Consider the following 15,114-nt stretch of genomic DNA (forward strand, 5'->3'; position numbering starts at 1 on the left):
CTATTAATTGTTTACATGAGTCTTTTGTGTTCTCCGCGTTCGCTGCAAAAGTCGCCCGGCGTGGAATTCCATGATCAGCCGAGGTCATCGGTCTCCAACCGGTGCCCGCACAGCATCGAGGAGCCTCAGCCGGTCCACCGGAAGCCCCTCGCGCACAGGCGCCGGCCTGACAGCATGTCGCCGTGACTGGAGAGGTGCACAACCACAACGAGGGATCGCCTCGGAACTTGATCCAGGCGAGGAACATCGGCGCCGTCCACATCGGCTCCGTCCTCGCGCCCCGCCAGGGAGAGCCGGCCCCCGCCGACGCCGAGGAAAGCGCCTTGGACGGGCTGGCCCGCGAGGTCCTGGAGCAGTGGCGTGACGAGGCCAACGTCCGCGGTCTGCGGGAGCGGGTTCCGATGCTGGTTCCGTGGGAGCTGGAGCAACCTCACGGGAGCGACTCGCACAGGGGGGTGCCTGAGCAGCTCGGGTTCGAGGACGTGGTCGCTCGACTCCGGGCGCTCGCACCGCACCAGTTGGTGGTCACCGGTCCTGGCGGGGCGGGAAAGTCTTCCCTGGTCGTCCTGATCGTGGTCGAACTGCTGGAAGCCAGAGCCAGGGTCCCCGGCTCGCGGGAGAGCGTCCCGGTCATCCTGTCGATGTCCGAGTGGGAGCCGGGGATCAGCATCCAGGACTGGGTCGTCAGACGTATCGGCGAGGACTACGGGGATCTCGTGGCAGGTCTGGATCGGCCCACCGTCGAGTCCCTGGTGCGGAGTCGGCGGATCGTTCCCGTGCTCGACGGCTTCGACGAACTGCTGCCGCTGGCTCGCACGAACGCGGTGGAAGCACTGAAGCGCGCGCTCGGCAGCAAGGACCCCCTGGTCCTGACGTCCCGGCCGGAGGCGTACCGGCATGCCGTGGACTCCTCGCCGGTGCTGCGCGGTGTGCCCGTTCTGCGTGCCCGCCCCGTCCCGCCGCAGGCCGGCAGGGCCTACCTCGCCCAGATGTGCCATCGGGACCGGCTCGGCCCCTGGCAGGCTCTCTTCGACGCCATGGAGGGCGACCCCGAGGGCCCGGTCGCCACCGCCCTGTCCTCTCCGCTGATGCTCTGGCTCGCGGCGACGGTGTACGCGCCGAAGGAGTCCGATCCTCGGGAACTGCTCGATGCGACGCTGCTCCCCACGCAGGCGGACATCGAGGGCCATCTCCTGGACGGGCTGATCCCTGCCGTCTGCGCGCAAGGGCCGCGGCCCTCCTACCTCCCCGGGCCGGTGCCCCGTTGGAGGCCCGACTGCGCGCCCGCGTACTTCCGCTTCCTGGCCGATGACCTCCACCGCCGGCGCACCCATGACATCGCATGGTGGCAGCTGCGGAGCCTGCTGACCGAGCCGGGCGTCTGGGGCGCCGTCGTCCTCGTCGTCGTGGGCGTCTGCGGCACTGCGGCCGGCTACGCGATCGCAGGACTGGCCACCCTCCTGGGGGCCGCTCCCCCGCGACCCGGGCTCGGGATCCCGGGGGTGGGCCAGGCGCTCGGGGCCGTCGCCGCGGTCGCCATCATCGCCACGGCGTTCGGACGGGTCATCACCAGGCACTTGTTCAGCGGCTTCGACAACCGCCCACGAAGGCCGGCGGCGGGAATCGGCGGCCGGGTGCTCCTGGCCGCGTCGGCCGCTGCCTCGACAGCCGTCGGTGTGGCCCTGCCCGGCACCACATCGGCAAGCCTGTGCGTCTTCCTGCTTCCCCTCCTCTCCGGTGTGCTCCTGACGCGGTCGACCGAGTTCGACATGGCGGCCAGGCCGAGGCAGTTGCTGCGCGACGAGCGCAGGATCGCCCTGGTCGAATCCGCACTGGTCGCGCCGGCCGTCGCGGGCACCTCAGTGGCGTTCTTCCACTGGCTCGACGGCGATCCGCTGCTCATCGGTGGCGGCCTCGTCATCAGCTGGTCGTGCTCGGCCGCGGTGCTGATGGGCCTCAGCCGATGGGGCCGCTGGACCGCCACGTGCCTCATCCTGGCGGGTAGACGACGTCTGCCACGGGACCTGCTGGGTTTCCTTGAGGACGGCCGTCGGTTGGGCGTGCTGCGGCGAGTCGGCGGGGTCTACCAGTTCCGGCACGCCGAGTTGCGATCGCGGCTCACCGACGGGGCGCCGGGCGATATGCCCGCCGGTTCCGCAGGACCGCGCGAGGTGGTGCTCAGGAGCAGCGTGCGGAGCCTCGGGGCCCTGCGGGCGTTGGCATTCGATCTGTTGACGCCGGTCGTCGTGTTCCTCCTGGTGGTCTCCCCGATGTCCTCGGGCTCGGGCTTCCGGGACGACTGGTACCGGACCTGGCTGCTGCTGGTGCGCCAAGGGCCCGTACTGCTCGGCGCGCTCTGCGTCCTGGTCCTGGGGGCACTGGCCCTGCGGGCTGTCGCGACGCGACTGCGCATCGACGGCAAGGGCGTGGAGCTCGATGGTGGCCGCAAGCTGCGGCTGCGGTGGGAGGACGTGGCGGAGGTACGGGTACTCAGGATCCGGTCCCACAGGAACAGGGAGTCCGGCTCCTTCGGTCTGATCAGCTCGTACTACCTCGTGATGAAGCCGATGCCCGGACGGGAGTCGCCGCGGTTCCGTACCACCTCGGACGGCTGGGTCCGGGTGTGGGAGCTGGGCCCCACCGAGATGGTGCCGCTCGACCTGGAGGTCGCGCTGAACCGGTTCGCCGGCGACCGCTGGCGCCGTGACGTCTGAGGCCCGGAGCCTGTAGCCCGGGCCAGGAGTGCATCGGCCCGCCCTGGCGGATGCCCCATGGAACCGGCTGCGGCGGGAACGCCGGCGTCTCAGCCCTGGCCATCCGCACAGTGCTCCGCGGTTGCTCGGACCGCCTTGCCCCGCCGTCCTTCGGATGCCTCAGGATTTTCCGCGGAAAATTCCAAGGCATCCGGAGGGCCTCGGGCAGAGCCGGGGTGTCCGGGTCCCGGTTGAGGCGCCCGTGCGGATGGAGGCCGGACACGTCACCGTCGTGGCCGCACTGGGCACGAGGAATTTTCCGCGGAAAATCGTGCCCGCCTGTCGAGAGCTGCCCGGCAGGGTGACCGTTCGGTACAGCTCGGGCTGCTGTTGGCGCCTGCCCCTGTCGTTCTGCCGGCTCCTGCGAGAACCCAGCGCTTGGACGGCCGATCGCTACGGGCCGGGGCATTCGGCGGACGTGTACTCGTCCGCGATGTTGAACACGCTGGCACAGCGTGGGCATTCTGCACGGCCGAACAGATACCGGATCCCGGCGGCGAGTGCCTCCTGCCCGTCCCGGACGGCAGTGTCGTGCATCCAGCGGCCGGTCCCCGAGAGTTCCTCACCGGCCGCCGGCCGCAGGTCGTGTCGCTCCACGTCGCCCAGGTTCCACTCCCGGATCGCCGAGTAGCGCCCGTGGTCGCCGATGGCGATCGTCACCTCCGCACCGCAGTGGGGGCAGGCCAGGTGGTAGAAGTCGTCCGTGAAGTCCCCCAGGGCGGCGCTCCAGTGGTACTGCGCGTTGACCGCCAGCAGGTCGAGGAACGCCGCGAGGTAGTCGTTCGGCCGCGACGTCAGGTACCGGTCCAGCAGCACATGGAACTCGGCGATCGTCCCGGCGCAGTCGGCGAACAGATCGTCGCAGCCGTGGTGCCCTGCCGCGCGCCGTACGATCGTGCCGGCCAGTGCGCGCGCCCGCTGATCGCTCGATGCGAGCCGCACGAGGCGGGGAAGGGCTGCGAAGCTCGCGGGAAAGACGAGGTCGCCTTCCAGGCACAGCCGGTACCCGAGCTCCGTCCACGCCTCGGCATCGCCTTCGCGCTCCACGCGGTCCAGAAGCTCGGGAACGCGATCGACGTCCCCGTGGCAGTCGTACATCCGTGTCCAGTTCACCACCCGGGCATTCAACCGTCTGAAGGCTCCCGAGATGAATCCCCCGGGTACCGGCCGACTCTCCTGATGGCCGGTCGGCGGGCCGACCGATGACAGAGACGGACGACTTCGGCCAGACGAGAGCCGCAGAATTTTCCGCGGAAAATCGGTGAGGCGGCGAAACGGGCGGCCCCTCGGCGCAGGGACTGGAACCGCGTCGAGCCGATCCGGGTCGCACTCGCCAGCCCCTCGTCGCGGCCGGAGTCGCGGCCGGAGTCGCGGCCGCGGGCACTGTCCGTGCCCGTACTTGGAGTGTGCCGGTGTGAGATCACCTGAAGAGCTGCACATGATCGACTGGCCGTCTCTGGGACACGCCTTCGGCGACGGCAGCGACGTCCCCGGCTGGATACGCGCCCTGTACTCCGACGATCGGCACCTGGCGGACAAGGCGCTGTCCGCGTTCTTCGGCCGGGCACTGCACCAGGGGTCGGTGTCATCGGCCGCGGTGACGGCCGTTCCCTTCCTCGCCCACGCAGCGACGCACACCCGCCACGAACGGGCGGACCTGCTCGCCGCCCTGGCCGGATGCGGCGGCACCGAAGCCGAGCCGGAGTACGACGACGAGGTGCAGGGGTGTGCCCGGATCGCGGCCGAGGTGGCCGGGCTGCTGCACCTGCTGCGCGACGACGACCCGATGGTGCGCCGCAACATGGTGCGCGTCGCCCGCCGTGCCACCGGCGAGACCGTCCCCGCTGTCCTGCGCGAGCTGACCGCTCGCTGCACCTCCGACCCTGCCGCCGCTGTCCGCGCCGAGGCGCTCACCGTCCTGACGCTGCTCGACCCGGACGGCGATGCCGCCCGCCGCCGCCTCCGGTCGGCCCTGACGGACCCGATGCCGGCCGTCCGCGCCGCCGGCGCTCTGGCCCTGCTGGAACGTTCAGAGGCGCCCTACCCGGCCGACGTGGTCGCTGTCCTGGCCGAGGCCGGGGGCGACCCCGGCTTCGACGTCAGTGCCGGTGAGTTCGTCCCGGGGATCGGCAACACCGACGAACGCATCTGGATCCTGACCGAGGACGCGTACGCCCTGGCGGCGGTGGCCCGCGGATGGATCACCCACGGGGACCACCAGGGCCGCGGCACGCGCCGAGCCCGACACCTGTCGGCGATGTGGCGCGACCGCGAGGACGAGACCGTCAGTCTGCTCACCGAAGCCCTCCGCCACGAGCCCGACCGCTGGGACCTCGGCGGCCTGCTCGACGTGATCTCCCAGTACCTGTTCGGGGCTTCCCGCCCCGACCCGGCGCTCGCCGACAACCTCCTCCCCCACGTCCACACCGACACCCTCGCCGGCCGCCGCGCCCAGATGATCCTCGGTCAGCTCGGCGATCCGCGGCTCCTCACCCACGTTCCCGACCCGGCGCCGGAGGCACTGGCCGCGCTCGCTCTCCGTACCCGCGACCCCGAGCACCAGCGCCTCGCCCTGCGGCACCGGGACGCCACCCACCTGGACAGCCTCTACGACGCTCTCTCCGTCGAGGAGGCCCGCACCCATCTGCCCGACCTCACGCGCCTGCTGCGCGACCGCCCCACCCAGACCCTCGTCCGCCGCTTCGGCGACTGGGCGATCCGGGACTCCGGACTCCTCGACCGTTTGGAAGCCCTCACCCGCGCAACCGATGACGAGCTCGCGGCCGCGGCAGCCGTCACCACCGCCCTCCTCACCGACGATCCGGGCACTGTCCTGCGCCTGCTGGCACACCAGCTCGCCGAGGACAGTCGGCGGCTGGAGGAGGCAGGACGCCTGGGCGATGCGGCCGCTCCCCTGCTGCCGCTGATCGAGTGCTACCTGGACGACGGCTACGACTGGACCCGGCTGCACGCCGCCGAGGCCCACTGGCGGATCACCGGCGATCCGTCCGTCGCGCTCCCTGGTCTGACCGCGCTGCTGGATCCGTCCCGCCCCGTGGGTGTGCGGGCCCTTCAGGCAGTCCACCGGATCGGGCCTCCCTATCCGTCCGACCTCCGGCCGCAGCTGCTGCACTGGGCGACCAGTGAACGCCGACTGCTGCGCGAGTACGGCACCTGCTTCCCGGCCCAGCGGCACCGTGACGACCAGCTGCGCGAGACGGCGCGCCGGATGCTCGGCTGACACCACCGGGGGAGTGGGGCCAGGTCCCGGAGTTGAGCACGGGTACTCGCTCCCGCGACGACACACCCGTGACATCCGAGGGGAAGTCGGCGCGCCTGGCCCACCTCTCCGTACCGGCTCGGGTCCGCCGGGGGTGACCCGCGATCCGCGTGCAGAATTTTCCGCGGAAAATTCGGCGCCCCGGAAGCCGTCGTCCCGGGGAGGGTTCGAGGGTGATGCAGGATTTTCCGCGGAAAATCGGAATCCTCCACCGGGCCCCGATGACCGGGCCGACCGGGCCGACCAGGGCAGCGGTGCAGTGGGTCCCCTGCCTCCCGGCCATTCCGCCGGTCCCGGATCGATCCGCCGGTCCGGGGGCAGCGAGCAGTCGCGTGGTACCGGGGGTTGAGGCCGACGAGGTGTACCGGGGAGGCATGACCGGTCGCCGCCGGACGGTAGAGCCGGGAAGCGCACGACTCACCGAAGCACCACTGACTCCCACGTCGGATGCTGGTGAACAGGGAGCCGGCCCGGTCGGTCGGTTCGACGGTCCGGCGCTGACGGTGCGCATTCTGCGGCTGGGAATTTTCCGCGGAAAATCGTCCGGCTGCATCCGCGGAGCGGCGCCGACGGCCGAGGAGAGGATCCGGGGTCCTCCTCCCGACTGCCCAACCCTTCCCGAGTCGGCTTCCCGCGGCGATCATCGTCGGCATGAACAGTGGTCTCGGCGAGGACAGCACCTCGAACAGCAGCATCTCCCCGGCGAGCTGGATCGACGAAGTGAGCCTTCGGACCGTGGACCCGGACGGCCTCCTCCGACCTGTCGTCCTTCGCATCGGTCCGCCTTCCGGCGCACTCATCGCGCTCCTCGACGACGATGTTCTCACCGAGATCAGCGGAACCGACTACCTCGACTGCCTCGCCCAGGCCCGGCGGCAGCTGGAGCGCGACGGCCGTCTGCTCTGCTGCCAGGGAGCCCGTCCTGACGTTCATCCGTCGGGACAGTTGCGCCAGTTCAGTAACGGACGGCACGCGTACGTCCGCTTTCCGGACCTTCAAGGCGAGCCCCCTGAGATCGTCGACATCTTCGCCCCGGCCGAGCCCGGAGACGTCGTCGGTCTTGAGGACCAGCGAGCCGCCGTCATCCGAGCCTGGAATGCACGGCACCCGGGAAGTCGGATCTGACCGTCAACCAGTCACGCATGGCAGCACCCGCCTGTCGTACGGGCGGAATTCGGTGGAGGACCGCGGCTGGGTCGGCCATGCTCCACCCCATGGAGACGATCGTGGATCTCGACGAGGCGGCTGCGGAGGTGGCGGCGCGGACGTCCGGTTGGCGGGCCGCTGGTCTCGTGGTGGGCGAGATGACGTGGCGCGACGAGACGGCGCCGTGGCCGCAGCGCCTTGAGACGGACAGGACGCGGGTGGCCGATCCCGACTCGGTGGGGGTTCTTGTCTCCGGTCCCGAGGAGACCCAGCTGTCGGTGGTGCTGTTCCGAGGCGGCTGGGCCGACGTCGACCATCTCGCCGGCGTGGACGATGCCGGGACGTTTCCGGCTTCGGGGATCGATTCGGCGGTGGCGTTCGGCATCCGGCTCGACGAATGGGTGGTCCGCGTGTTCGGTGAGCGGGACGTGTGACGGAACACCTTCCTCGGCGCCGCGGATGGCAGCCGGGGAAGGCCCTGCTGTTGTCAGGGGAAGTCGCGCCGGGGCCTGACGAGCAGACCATCCCGCGAACCACTCAGCGGGCTGTCGCCCTCCTTCGCTCCCCTTCCGGAGTGAAGGTGACGGAGCCGGGTTCGGCCCGCAGGGCGGACGGCGGGCCAGGCGCGGGCGTCCTTGCGTGCACCGACGACGCCGTCTCTCCCGGGGCCGTGGAATTTTCCGCGGAAAATCGTCCGCCCTCAGCCTCGAAGCAACGCCTGCAACCAATGGGGGAGAGGTGACGGGGGAGGGAGAGTGCGGGGACGGACCCCCTGAACAGGATCCGGCAGAATCACGACCGTGATCGAGAGCCGGAACACCAGTACGACAATCATCGAGTCCAGGCCCCCGCTGACGGCCGGCCTCACCGGCGACGAACTGCTGCGCTGGTACTGGACGCTGGACGAGCTGACGGTTCTCGCCCGCTCGATGGACGTCGCGCGGCACGGCGGAAAGGCGGCGCTCACCGCCCGGCTCGCCGCGGCACTGGACGGCCTGCCGCTACCGGCCACCCCGGCGGGCCGTTCCCGGGCGACCGCGCAGCTGGCCGCGCCCGTTGACGGCGACACGGTGATCCCGCCGGGCCAGCGGTGCAGCCAGGTCCTACGGGAGTACTTCGTCGGAACGATCGGCCCCGGCTTCCACTTCGACGCCTTCATGCGCGAGTTCATCGCCCGGGGAGCCGGCCTGACCCTGGCCGATGCGGTGACCCACTGGCATTCCACGCGCCCGGAGATACTCCGGCCCCGCGAGATCGGGGAGCAGTTCGAGTTCAACCGCTTCACCAGCGCCTGGCACCGTACGAACCCGACCGGCACTCGCGCCCAGGCCCGCGAGGCCTGGTACGCCCACCGCGCACTCCCCAAACCCCCCACCGGCGGCTGACGGCACGCGCTCGCGGGGAGGGCCGAGGGAGCAGGGCACACCGCGTCCGGACTGCCCCGGGCGTGCAGCCGGGGGTGGTCAGCCGGTCGCGGTGAACAGGCTGTTGAGCTCCGGGTAGTCGATGCTCTGCCGGAGGCAGTCGTAGCCGCCGACGCGGTGCAGTTCGAGCGCCGCATGCCGTGCCACGGCGTAGGCGGCCTGCGCCACGCTCGAACCGAGGCTGACACGGGCCACGCCGAGGGCACCCAGCTCGTCCACCGGCACGGTGCCCGGCCCCGCCATGATGTTGAGGGGGACCGTCAGCCCTGCGGCCAGGTCCTTGATGACGCCGGGGTCCGTGACGCCGGGGACGAAGATCCCGTCTGCCCCGGCGTCGATGTAGGAGCGTGCCCGTCCCAGTGTGTCCTGCAGCCGGGTGGCGGGGTCGCCCAGTCCGAGCAGGTAGGTGTCGATGCGGGCGTTGACGAACAGGTCGACGCCCGCCCTCTGCGCTGCACCGCGGGCGGCCGCGAGCCGGTCGACGAGCGTGCCCGGGGGGCGGATGCCGTCCTCGATGTTGATGCCCACCACGCCGGCTTCCAGTACCCGCGTGACGGTCTCCGCGACCTCGGCGGGGTTCTGTCCGTAGCCGGCTTCGATGTCGGCGGTCACCGGAACGGTGACCGCCGACGCGATGCGGGCGATGGCGTCCAGCACGGGGCCCCGGGGGACGCGGTCCCCGTCCGGGGCGCCGAGCGACCAGGCCACCCCGGCGCTGGTGGTGGCGATCGCGGTCGCCCCTGCGGCTTCGATGACGCGGGCGCTGGCGACGTCCCAGGCGTTCGCGAGTGCGAGTGGGCGAGCGGGCGTGTGGAGGGATCGGAAGAGCGAGGACTTGCTTGCGTTGGACATGCCCCTCAGAAAACCAGCAGGTGAGGCCGTTGTCCGGCGGGAAACAGACACGAACGTGCGCGAGCCCGGGCCACCTCCGAGCGATGGGCTTCGCGATCACGAGACGCTGCCGGTTCTCGTGATTGGTTCGGTCGGACGCTGCTCGATCTCAGGAGCAGCGCCACCTCCGCTGTGTCCACCGGGCACGGTGGGTGGTGCGGCGCCTCGGAGCCCTTCGGGAGCGGGGGAGGGGCTGTCGGACGGACCTTGTCCGTCACGACTGTCAGTGTGGCTCTGTCCGCGAGAACAGGTTCTGACTCAAGTTCCGTTCCGTGAACGATCTCCGTGGGTCTGTGGAGGTTTCCGGCTCGCCGCCGGTGGAGGGTGGTCGACCCGCAGCCGCAGGCCCTGCCTACTCCGGTGTGGTCGAGACGGCCAGTCGGCCCTGTACGGCGTCGATCATGGTGTCGCACCACTTGGCGATCTGTTCGAGTTGAGTCCTCACCTCGGCGGCCAACTTGTCTGCCTCCCGCCGACGGCCGGCGCGGCGCAGAGACCGGACTTCCTCGGTTGCTTCAGCAACGGCTGACTCCAGCTGATTGACCGTCGCCCGGAGTGTGTAGGGCGCGCTCCGGGTGGCTTTCACAATCCCGGTGGCGACTCGAGCGATCGCGAGCAGTTGATCGGCACTTAGGCCCGCCTGTCGGGAGAAGGCGATGGTCTCCGTGTAGCCGCCTTGTGGCAGCTGGTCTTGCCTGAGGGTTTCCCGCGCACCGCACGCTCGCAGGAACGCCAGGATGGCCTGCTCCGCGACGAAGGCCTGCCGTCCGTCGTCGAAGACGATCTCAGCCGTCGTGCGCCACCCGTGTCGGGCATGCCGTCGAACCCGGCTGGTGCGACTGGCCCGGCTTGTGACACCTACCTTCAGGGCATTCAGCTCGTCGTACTCTGCGATGTACAGCACAGCGCCGGCCTCGACCAGAGCATGGAAGTTCCGGCCTGGGTGGGCGCTGGCGTCTGCCATCTCGGTATGCATACCGCGATAGTGCTGGGCGGCACCGACAGTCTCCCCCGCTGGCGGTGCTCACGAGACCGGGATCTGGTTCAACTTCTGGGTGTGTTGCCGGTCTCCCACTCGCGGCGATCGAGGTTCGGCGACGGCGGCCACCGAAAATTGGATCAAGCGCGATTCTGTGAAGTCCGCACGTAGCGATCGCTTCCAGCCGGCCCTTCACCGAGTGGGACCAGACCTTCACCGAGAAGCGGCTCTGCCAGGCGATCGTCGACCGGCTCACCTTCGAGGCCCACATCATCGAGACCGAAACCCAGTCCTTCCGCCTGGCCGGCACCGCTGCCCAGCGCCAGGCCGCCGTAGCTGCCGCCTGAACACAAGCCCTCGACAACCCGCACAGATCAGCGGGACCGGCCAAGGCCAGGGTGGCGGCCACGGGCAGGCGGCTCGCCGGCTCAGTCTGTGGTCGAGCGCACCCGGCCAGGGTCCAGGTGCAGTTCGTAGGCGGTGTTGCACTCGCTGATCAGCGTGCCCACCTCCACACCGCAGGGGCACAGTTGGTTCATACCGCTTTGGCCGTCGAGGCCGCAGCATCCCCCGGAATGCTTCTTCCAGTCAGGATGCGGCTGGAGTCCCGGTGCGTCCTGCGGGTGCAGGACGACCGTGCTCCGGGGGCCTGCGGACACCAGGAATCCGTCGCCGTCCGGGTCACCGAGGCAGGGCCCGCCGGCGAAGACTTCCCGACATTCGTCGGAGGGGACGAGCGGGGCGCCCCACGGCTCGGGTTCCAGAGCGAAGAAGCCGAGTGGCAGGGTGGGAGTAGCCCGACGTGATCCGTCCGCTTTGGGAAACCCTTGATCCATCGAACGCGCTGGCACCTCGGGCAGCTTGGTCAACGGCCCCGCGATCGGACGATCACAGGCCGCACACACGAACACAGTCACCTGGAATTGGTAGCACCCACCCGACGCCCTTCCAAACGGATTATCAGCCGACGACCGCCGTTGGTCCCGACTCACCATCGGCCCCGACACGGCTGCCGGCTTCCGCTCCGACGCTCCCAGGCGCCCCGCATCGAACACAGCGGTGCCCGCCCTGACGCCTCACCCGGTCGAGGGTGGGGCCACCCCGAACCGTTCCTTCCGGAGACCGCTCCCACCATCACCCACACGGCCCAGAAGTGGGGCCACTTGAACCCGTTCAGCCGGAGCCAGAGCTCCCCGTCAAAACAGAACGGCTTCCCAGCGCCTGCCCGCGTGGGCCGGCCTCCGAGTCTCATCCGCCGAGTTCCGCTTCGTACATGAGCGAGGGGCGGCTCGACAACGAGCCGCCCCTCTCCCGCCCCCACGTCCCCAAGCCGTCAGGCCTTCGGAAGCGTTATCCCCAGTTCGAGCATGGCGGGGGAGGCCGGGCCGCCCTCGGAGCGCTCGGTCTTGTAGCCCTTGACGCCCGGGGCGACGGTGCGCGGGTCCACGGCCTCGGAGGGGGCGCCGGTGGTGTAGAGGCCCTCGGGGTCCTGGTCGCGGTCGTGCGGCAGGAGCCAGAAGACGCGGCGGCGGAAGGTGCCGGAGGCCCGCGAGGACTTGGCGTCGGGGCCGAGGATCGCGTAGCCGACCATGCGGCCGTCGCGGTGGTAGGCCGGGCGGCCGCGGCGGGTGGTGAGGCGGTCCAGCGACTGACGGACGTAGTCGAGGTCGGAGGTGTCCTCCAGCCAGACGAGGTCGGTTTCGTGGGCGAGCTCGGCCGGGTCGATCAGCGCGCTCACGCGTTGTGCTCCTCTGTGTCGTCGGTGATCAGGCCGATGCCCGGGTAGTACTTGCGGCTGTTGGACAGGACCATCTCCTTGGGAGATGTCATACCCAGTGTCTCGCGAACTCGTGCGGCGAAGGCACGCCCGGATACGGGATTGGCCCCCTCGAAGCCGCACCAACGGGTGTAGGCGCCGAAGAGCTGGGACTGTTCGGCACGCATGCCCTCGCCTGTGACGCACGCCTCCTTGAGGAAGCGGCCGACGTGGTCCTCGGTCTCGGCGTAGGCGGTGGTGGCGGTCTGGACGGCCTGGGGGCCGGCGAGGTCCTTCTCCCCGGCGAAGTAGCGGCGGGCGCCCTCGATGAGCCAGGCCAGGATCCCGGGGCCTTCCTCGGCGACGAGGACGTGGGCGAGGTTGTCGATCTTGCGCTCCTCGGGCACGACCCGTTCGAACGGGATCAGGCGCATGCGCCGCCAGAAGGCGAAGCCGCCGGTGCCGACCTCGGGGCGGTGGTTGCCGAGCAGCCAGAGCTTGTGGGTGGGCTCGAAGGAGAAGAAGTCCTGGCGCATCCGGCGGGCCTTGATCTTGTCACCGCCGGTGAGCAGCTTGACCCGGGCCTCGTCGAAGCGGTCGCCGGGCTTGAGTTCGGAGCAGACGATGATGCGGCGGCCGTGGAGCTCGGCGAGGTCGGTGGGGTGGCCGTCGAAGGTCTTGGCCATGAGGAAGCCGGGCGGGGCCGCGTCGGCGTAGTCGCCGAGGAGCTGGATCATGACGTCGAGCAGGACGGACTTGCCGTTCTTGCCCTGGCCGTAGAGGAAGGGCATGACCTGTGCGCCGACGTCGCCGCTGATGGAGTAGCCGAGCAGCAGGTGGAGGAAGTCGCGGGTCTGGCGGCCTTCCTTGTCGTCGCCGAAGGTGTCGGTCAGGAAGCGGTTCCAGCGCGGGGTGGGCATCCGGGCCGGGGCCAGGGTGGTGGAGCGCGAGTGGTGGTGGACCTTCGGGTCCGGCGGGACGATCGCGCCGGTGCGCAGGTCGACCACGCCGCCGGGGGTGCACAGGGCGTACGCGTCGGCGTCGAGGAGGGCCGCGTTGAGCACCATGCCGGGGGCGGACTTGGCCTGGGTGAGCATGGCGTTCATGCCGGAGGTGGACAGGGCCCGGCGGCGGTGCCGGCGCAGGTCGGTGTTGGTGTAGAGGCCGCGCGAGTCGTGGGTGGCGATGCTCTCGGCCATCTCGCCGGCCGCCCACAGGACGGTGTCGTCCTCGTCGAGCTGCCAGCGGTGGGCGGACCACCGGTACCAGCCGAGGCCGGGGACGTGGCGGTAGTCGCTTCCGTAGAGGTGGACGAAGAGCTTGGCGTTGCCGCGGTCGGAGAGCGAGTCGGGCAGCAGGCCGTGCGCGGTCGCCTGCGGGCCTGTCGCAGAGGCCTGTGCGGGCTCCGGCGCCGCCTGCGGTACCACGGGAGCCGCTGTCGTCGGCGTCGGGTCGAGGAGGCTCTCCTGGACGGCGGTGCCGTGCCACGGGGGGTGGGCGGGGCCCGGGACGGGCGGGTAGTCCAGGATCTGTTGCGCCGTGGCCACGGGGTCGAAGACCGTCCTCTTGCGGCGGGTGCTGTCGGTCATCCGCGGACCTTCCCGATGTGGAGGGGTTGCCGGGTGCCGGCTGCCAGGCCGGAACGGATGACGGCGGAGTTGTGCCTGTCCTGGGCGGGACGGGCGGTGCGGGCCGCGTCGAGGAGGAGCTGCTCGGCGACGGCGTGGGTGAGGTGGCCGGCCGAGACCAGGCCGCCCACGGTGTAGGCGGCACGGTTGAGCTTGCCGGTGAAGCCGGCGCCCTCGGGGGTGTTGGCGCAGTCGGTGACGTCCTGGAGCACGGTGTCGAGCACCTTCTCCGCACCCTTCTTGCCCCCGCCCGCGGCGACGACGGCCTGGCGGGCACGGTCGGGGACGGCCGGCTGCGGCACGCTCGGTCGGCCGGGACGGTCCTGGAGGTGTCCGGTGCGGACGAGTTCCTCGGCGAGCCACTCGGGCAGGGGGGCAGGGGTCCTGGCTCCGGGGAGCGGGGTGTAGGCGCCTGCCGCGGTCACGGTCCCGGGAGCGACGATGTAGCCTCCGTGCGCCCGGACGTCGACCTGCCAGGCCAGGGCACGGCCCGCGGAGGATCCGGTGGAGCAGGCGAACCGGCGGTCGGCGTGGTCCTGGTACCAGATGTGCTGGCCGCCGGAGGGGGTGCGTACGCGCAGGGTGCCCTCGTCCGTGGTCGGGTCGGGAGCCCTGCGGAGGGCGGCCAGCAGGGCCAGGGTGTGGTACCCGTTCTCGAGCCCGTCGAGGTCGACGTCCTCGTGGATCGGGATCCCGGGCAGGATGCGGTCGCGGGCGGGGACGACGTCGGTGTGGCTGTCGACGTCGATGACCACCAGGCCGGCCGGGCCGCAGGCAACTGCGGTGCCGAAGTCCGGGTTGATCCGCCACCAGGCGGTGAGGACGTCCTGGTCCAGAGTCGCTGCGTGGAAGCCGTGGCACCAGCGGCCCGCGGCGGGGCAGGGGCAGTCGGTGGGGGAGTGGGGGGACTCCTGGCAGGGGCGGCAGTTGGCGGGCGGGGTCTTGCGTCCGGGGGCGAGCGGATGGACGGGCCATCCCTGGGTGGCACACCACCGGGCAACGGCCAGCGCATCCGGCTGGCGGCCCGCTCGGTCGCTCCCCACGGCCATCGGCGCCGTCACGCTGGTCCCTTCCCCTTGTTCGGTAGCTGCTCGGACTTCAGTCGCTCGTTCGGTCGCTGAGGGTAAAAAGCCAGGTCAGGGCACTGGCAGGACCCAGATCAGCGACTGAAGCGACCGAAGTTCAGAAGATAGCTCACACAGACTAGCCGAGCGGGGACGTGTGAATCGTTACTACCGGGGCTTACGAACAAACTCA

13 protein-coding genes are annotated in these 15,114 nt (G+C 70.7%); 6 read left to right on the plus strand and 7 right to left on the minus strand.

Translation table 11 applies throughout. The features are described 5' to 3' along the window. Window positions 1–227 precede the first annotated feature (227 nt). Complete coding sequence (locus ACWGKU_RS13905; protein WP_452178423.1) at window positions 228–2,714, plus strand: hypothetical protein; 2,487 nt, start codon at window positions 228–230, stop codon at window positions 2,712–2,714. Between the two features lie 432 nt (window positions 2,715–3,146). Here the strand turns inward: ACWGKU_RS13905 and ACWGKU_RS13910 are convergent, their stop codons facing one another. Beyond that, complete coding sequence (locus ACWGKU_RS13910; RefSeq protein ID WP_401050710.1) at window positions 3,147–3,869, minus strand: hypothetical protein; 723 nt, start codon at window positions 3,867–3,869, stop codon at window positions 3,147–3,149. 322 nt (window positions 3,870–4,191) lie between these two features. Here ACWGKU_RS13910 and ACWGKU_RS13915 point away from each other — a divergent pair, with 322 nt between their 5' ends. From ACWGKU_RS13915 to ACWGKU_RS13930, 4 genes are all read left to right on the plus strand, one after another. After that, entirely contained in the window at window positions 4,192–5,994 is a 1,803-nt protein-coding gene (locus ACWGKU_RS13915; RefSeq protein WP_452178422.1) for a hypothetical protein, read from the plus strand. Window positions 5,995–6,684: 690 nt separating this feature from the next. After that, complete coding sequence (locus ACWGKU_RS13920; RefSeq protein WP_331768788.1) at window positions 6,685–7,158, plus strand: hypothetical protein; 474 nt, start codon at window positions 6,685–6,687, stop codon at window positions 7,156–7,158. An 89-nt stretch (window positions 7,159–7,247) separates the two neighbouring features. Beyond that, window positions 7,248–7,613 (plus strand): hypothetical protein, encoded by a 366-nt coding sequence (locus ACWGKU_RS13925; protein ID WP_401050716.1) that lies wholly within the window; start codon window positions 7,248–7,250, stop codon window positions 7,611–7,613. Between the two features lie 366 nt (window positions 7,614–7,979). Then, window positions 7,980–8,564 (plus strand): DUF6434 domain-containing protein, encoded by a 585-nt coding sequence (locus ACWGKU_RS13930; RefSeq protein ID WP_331768790.1) that lies wholly within the window; start codon window positions 7,980–7,982, stop codon window positions 8,562–8,564. Window positions 8,565–8,642: 78 nt separating this feature from the next. Here ACWGKU_RS13930 and ACWGKU_RS13935 read toward each other — a convergent pair whose 3' ends face one another. After that, complete coding sequence (locus tag ACWGKU_RS13935) at window positions 8,643–9,455, minus strand: isocitrate lyase/PEP mutase family protein (protein ID WP_331768791.1); 813 nt, start codon at window positions 9,453–9,455, stop codon at window positions 8,643–8,645. Window positions 9,456–9,846: 391 nt separating this feature from the next. Further along, window positions 9,847–10,458, minus strand: coding sequence for a hypothetical protein (locus tag ACWGKU_RS13940; protein ID WP_331768792.1), 612 nt, complete (start codon window positions 10,456–10,458; stop codon window positions 9,847–9,849). Window positions 10,459–10,646: 188 nt separating this feature from the next. Here ACWGKU_RS13940 and ACWGKU_RS13945 point away from each other — a divergent pair, with 188 nt between their 5' ends. Beyond that, window positions 10,647–10,820, plus strand: a complete 174-nt coding sequence (locus tag ACWGKU_RS13945; protein WP_331768886.1) for an ATP-binding protein — start codon at window positions 10,647–10,649, stop codon at window positions 10,818–10,820. 81 nt (window positions 10,821–10,901) lie between these two features. Here ACWGKU_RS13945 and ACWGKU_RS13950 read toward each other — a convergent pair whose 3' ends face one another. From ACWGKU_RS13950 to ACWGKU_RS13965, 4 genes are all read right to left on the minus strand, one after another. Then, the gene (locus tag ACWGKU_RS13950) at window positions 10,902–11,390 is read right to left on the minus strand and encodes a hypothetical protein (RefSeq protein WP_452178420.1); all 489 of its coding nucleotides are present in this window, start codon (window positions 11,388–11,390) and stop codon (window positions 10,902–10,904) included. A 416-nt stretch (window positions 11,391–11,806) separates the two neighbouring features. Beyond that, window positions 11,807–12,211: a DUF6009 family protein gene (locus tag ACWGKU_RS13955; protein ID WP_331768794.1), complete on the minus strand. Its 405-nt coding sequence runs from the start codon at window positions 12,209–12,211 to the stop codon at window positions 11,807–11,809. Continuing rightward, window positions 12,208–13,818 (minus strand): DNA primase family protein, encoded by a 1,611-nt coding sequence (locus ACWGKU_RS13960; protein ID WP_452178419.1) that lies wholly within the window; start codon window positions 13,816–13,818, stop codon window positions 12,208–12,210. The genes ACWGKU_RS13955 and ACWGKU_RS13960 overlap by 4 nt, the downstream gene beginning before the upstream one ends. After that, window positions 13,815–14,918 carry a bifunctional DNA primase/polymerase gene (locus tag ACWGKU_RS13965; protein WP_331768796.1) on the minus strand — a complete coding sequence of 368 codons (1,104 nt, stop codon included), beginning with the start codon at window positions 14,916–14,918 and terminating at the stop codon, window positions 13,815–13,817. Before ACWGKU_RS13965 ends, ACWGKU_RS13960 begins: the two co-directional genes overlap by 4 nt. Window positions 14,919–15,114: the final 196 nt, after the last annotated feature.

Source organism: Kitasatospora sp. NPDC054768 (assembly GCF_053612025.1).

Bases quoted from the DNA above. Each gene is read 5' to 3' on its own strand.
- ACWGKU_RS13925 (WP_401050716.1), top strand. From the start codon at position 7,248: ATGGAGACGATCGTGGATCTCGACGAGGCGGCTGCGGAGGTGGCGGCG.
- ACWGKU_RS13920 (WP_331768788.1), top strand. From the start codon at position 6,685: ATGAACAGTGGTCTCGGCGAGGACAGCACCTCGAACAGCAGCATCTCC.
- ACWGKU_RS13940 (WP_331768792.1), bottom strand. From the start codon at position 10,458: ATGGCAGACGCCAGCGCCCACCCAGGCCGGAACTTCCATGCTCTGGTC.
- ACWGKU_RS13915 (WP_452178422.1), top strand. From the start codon at position 4,192: ATGATCGACTGGCCGTCTCTGGGACACGCCTTCGGCGACGGCAGCGAC.
- ACWGKU_RS13935 (WP_331768791.1), bottom strand. From the start codon at position 9,455: ATGTCCAACGCAAGCAAGTCCTCGCTCTTCCGATCCCTCCACACGCCC.
- ACWGKU_RS13960 (WP_452178419.1), bottom strand. From the start codon at position 13,818: ATGACCGACAGCACCCGCCGCAAGAGGACGGTCTTCGACCCCGTGGCC.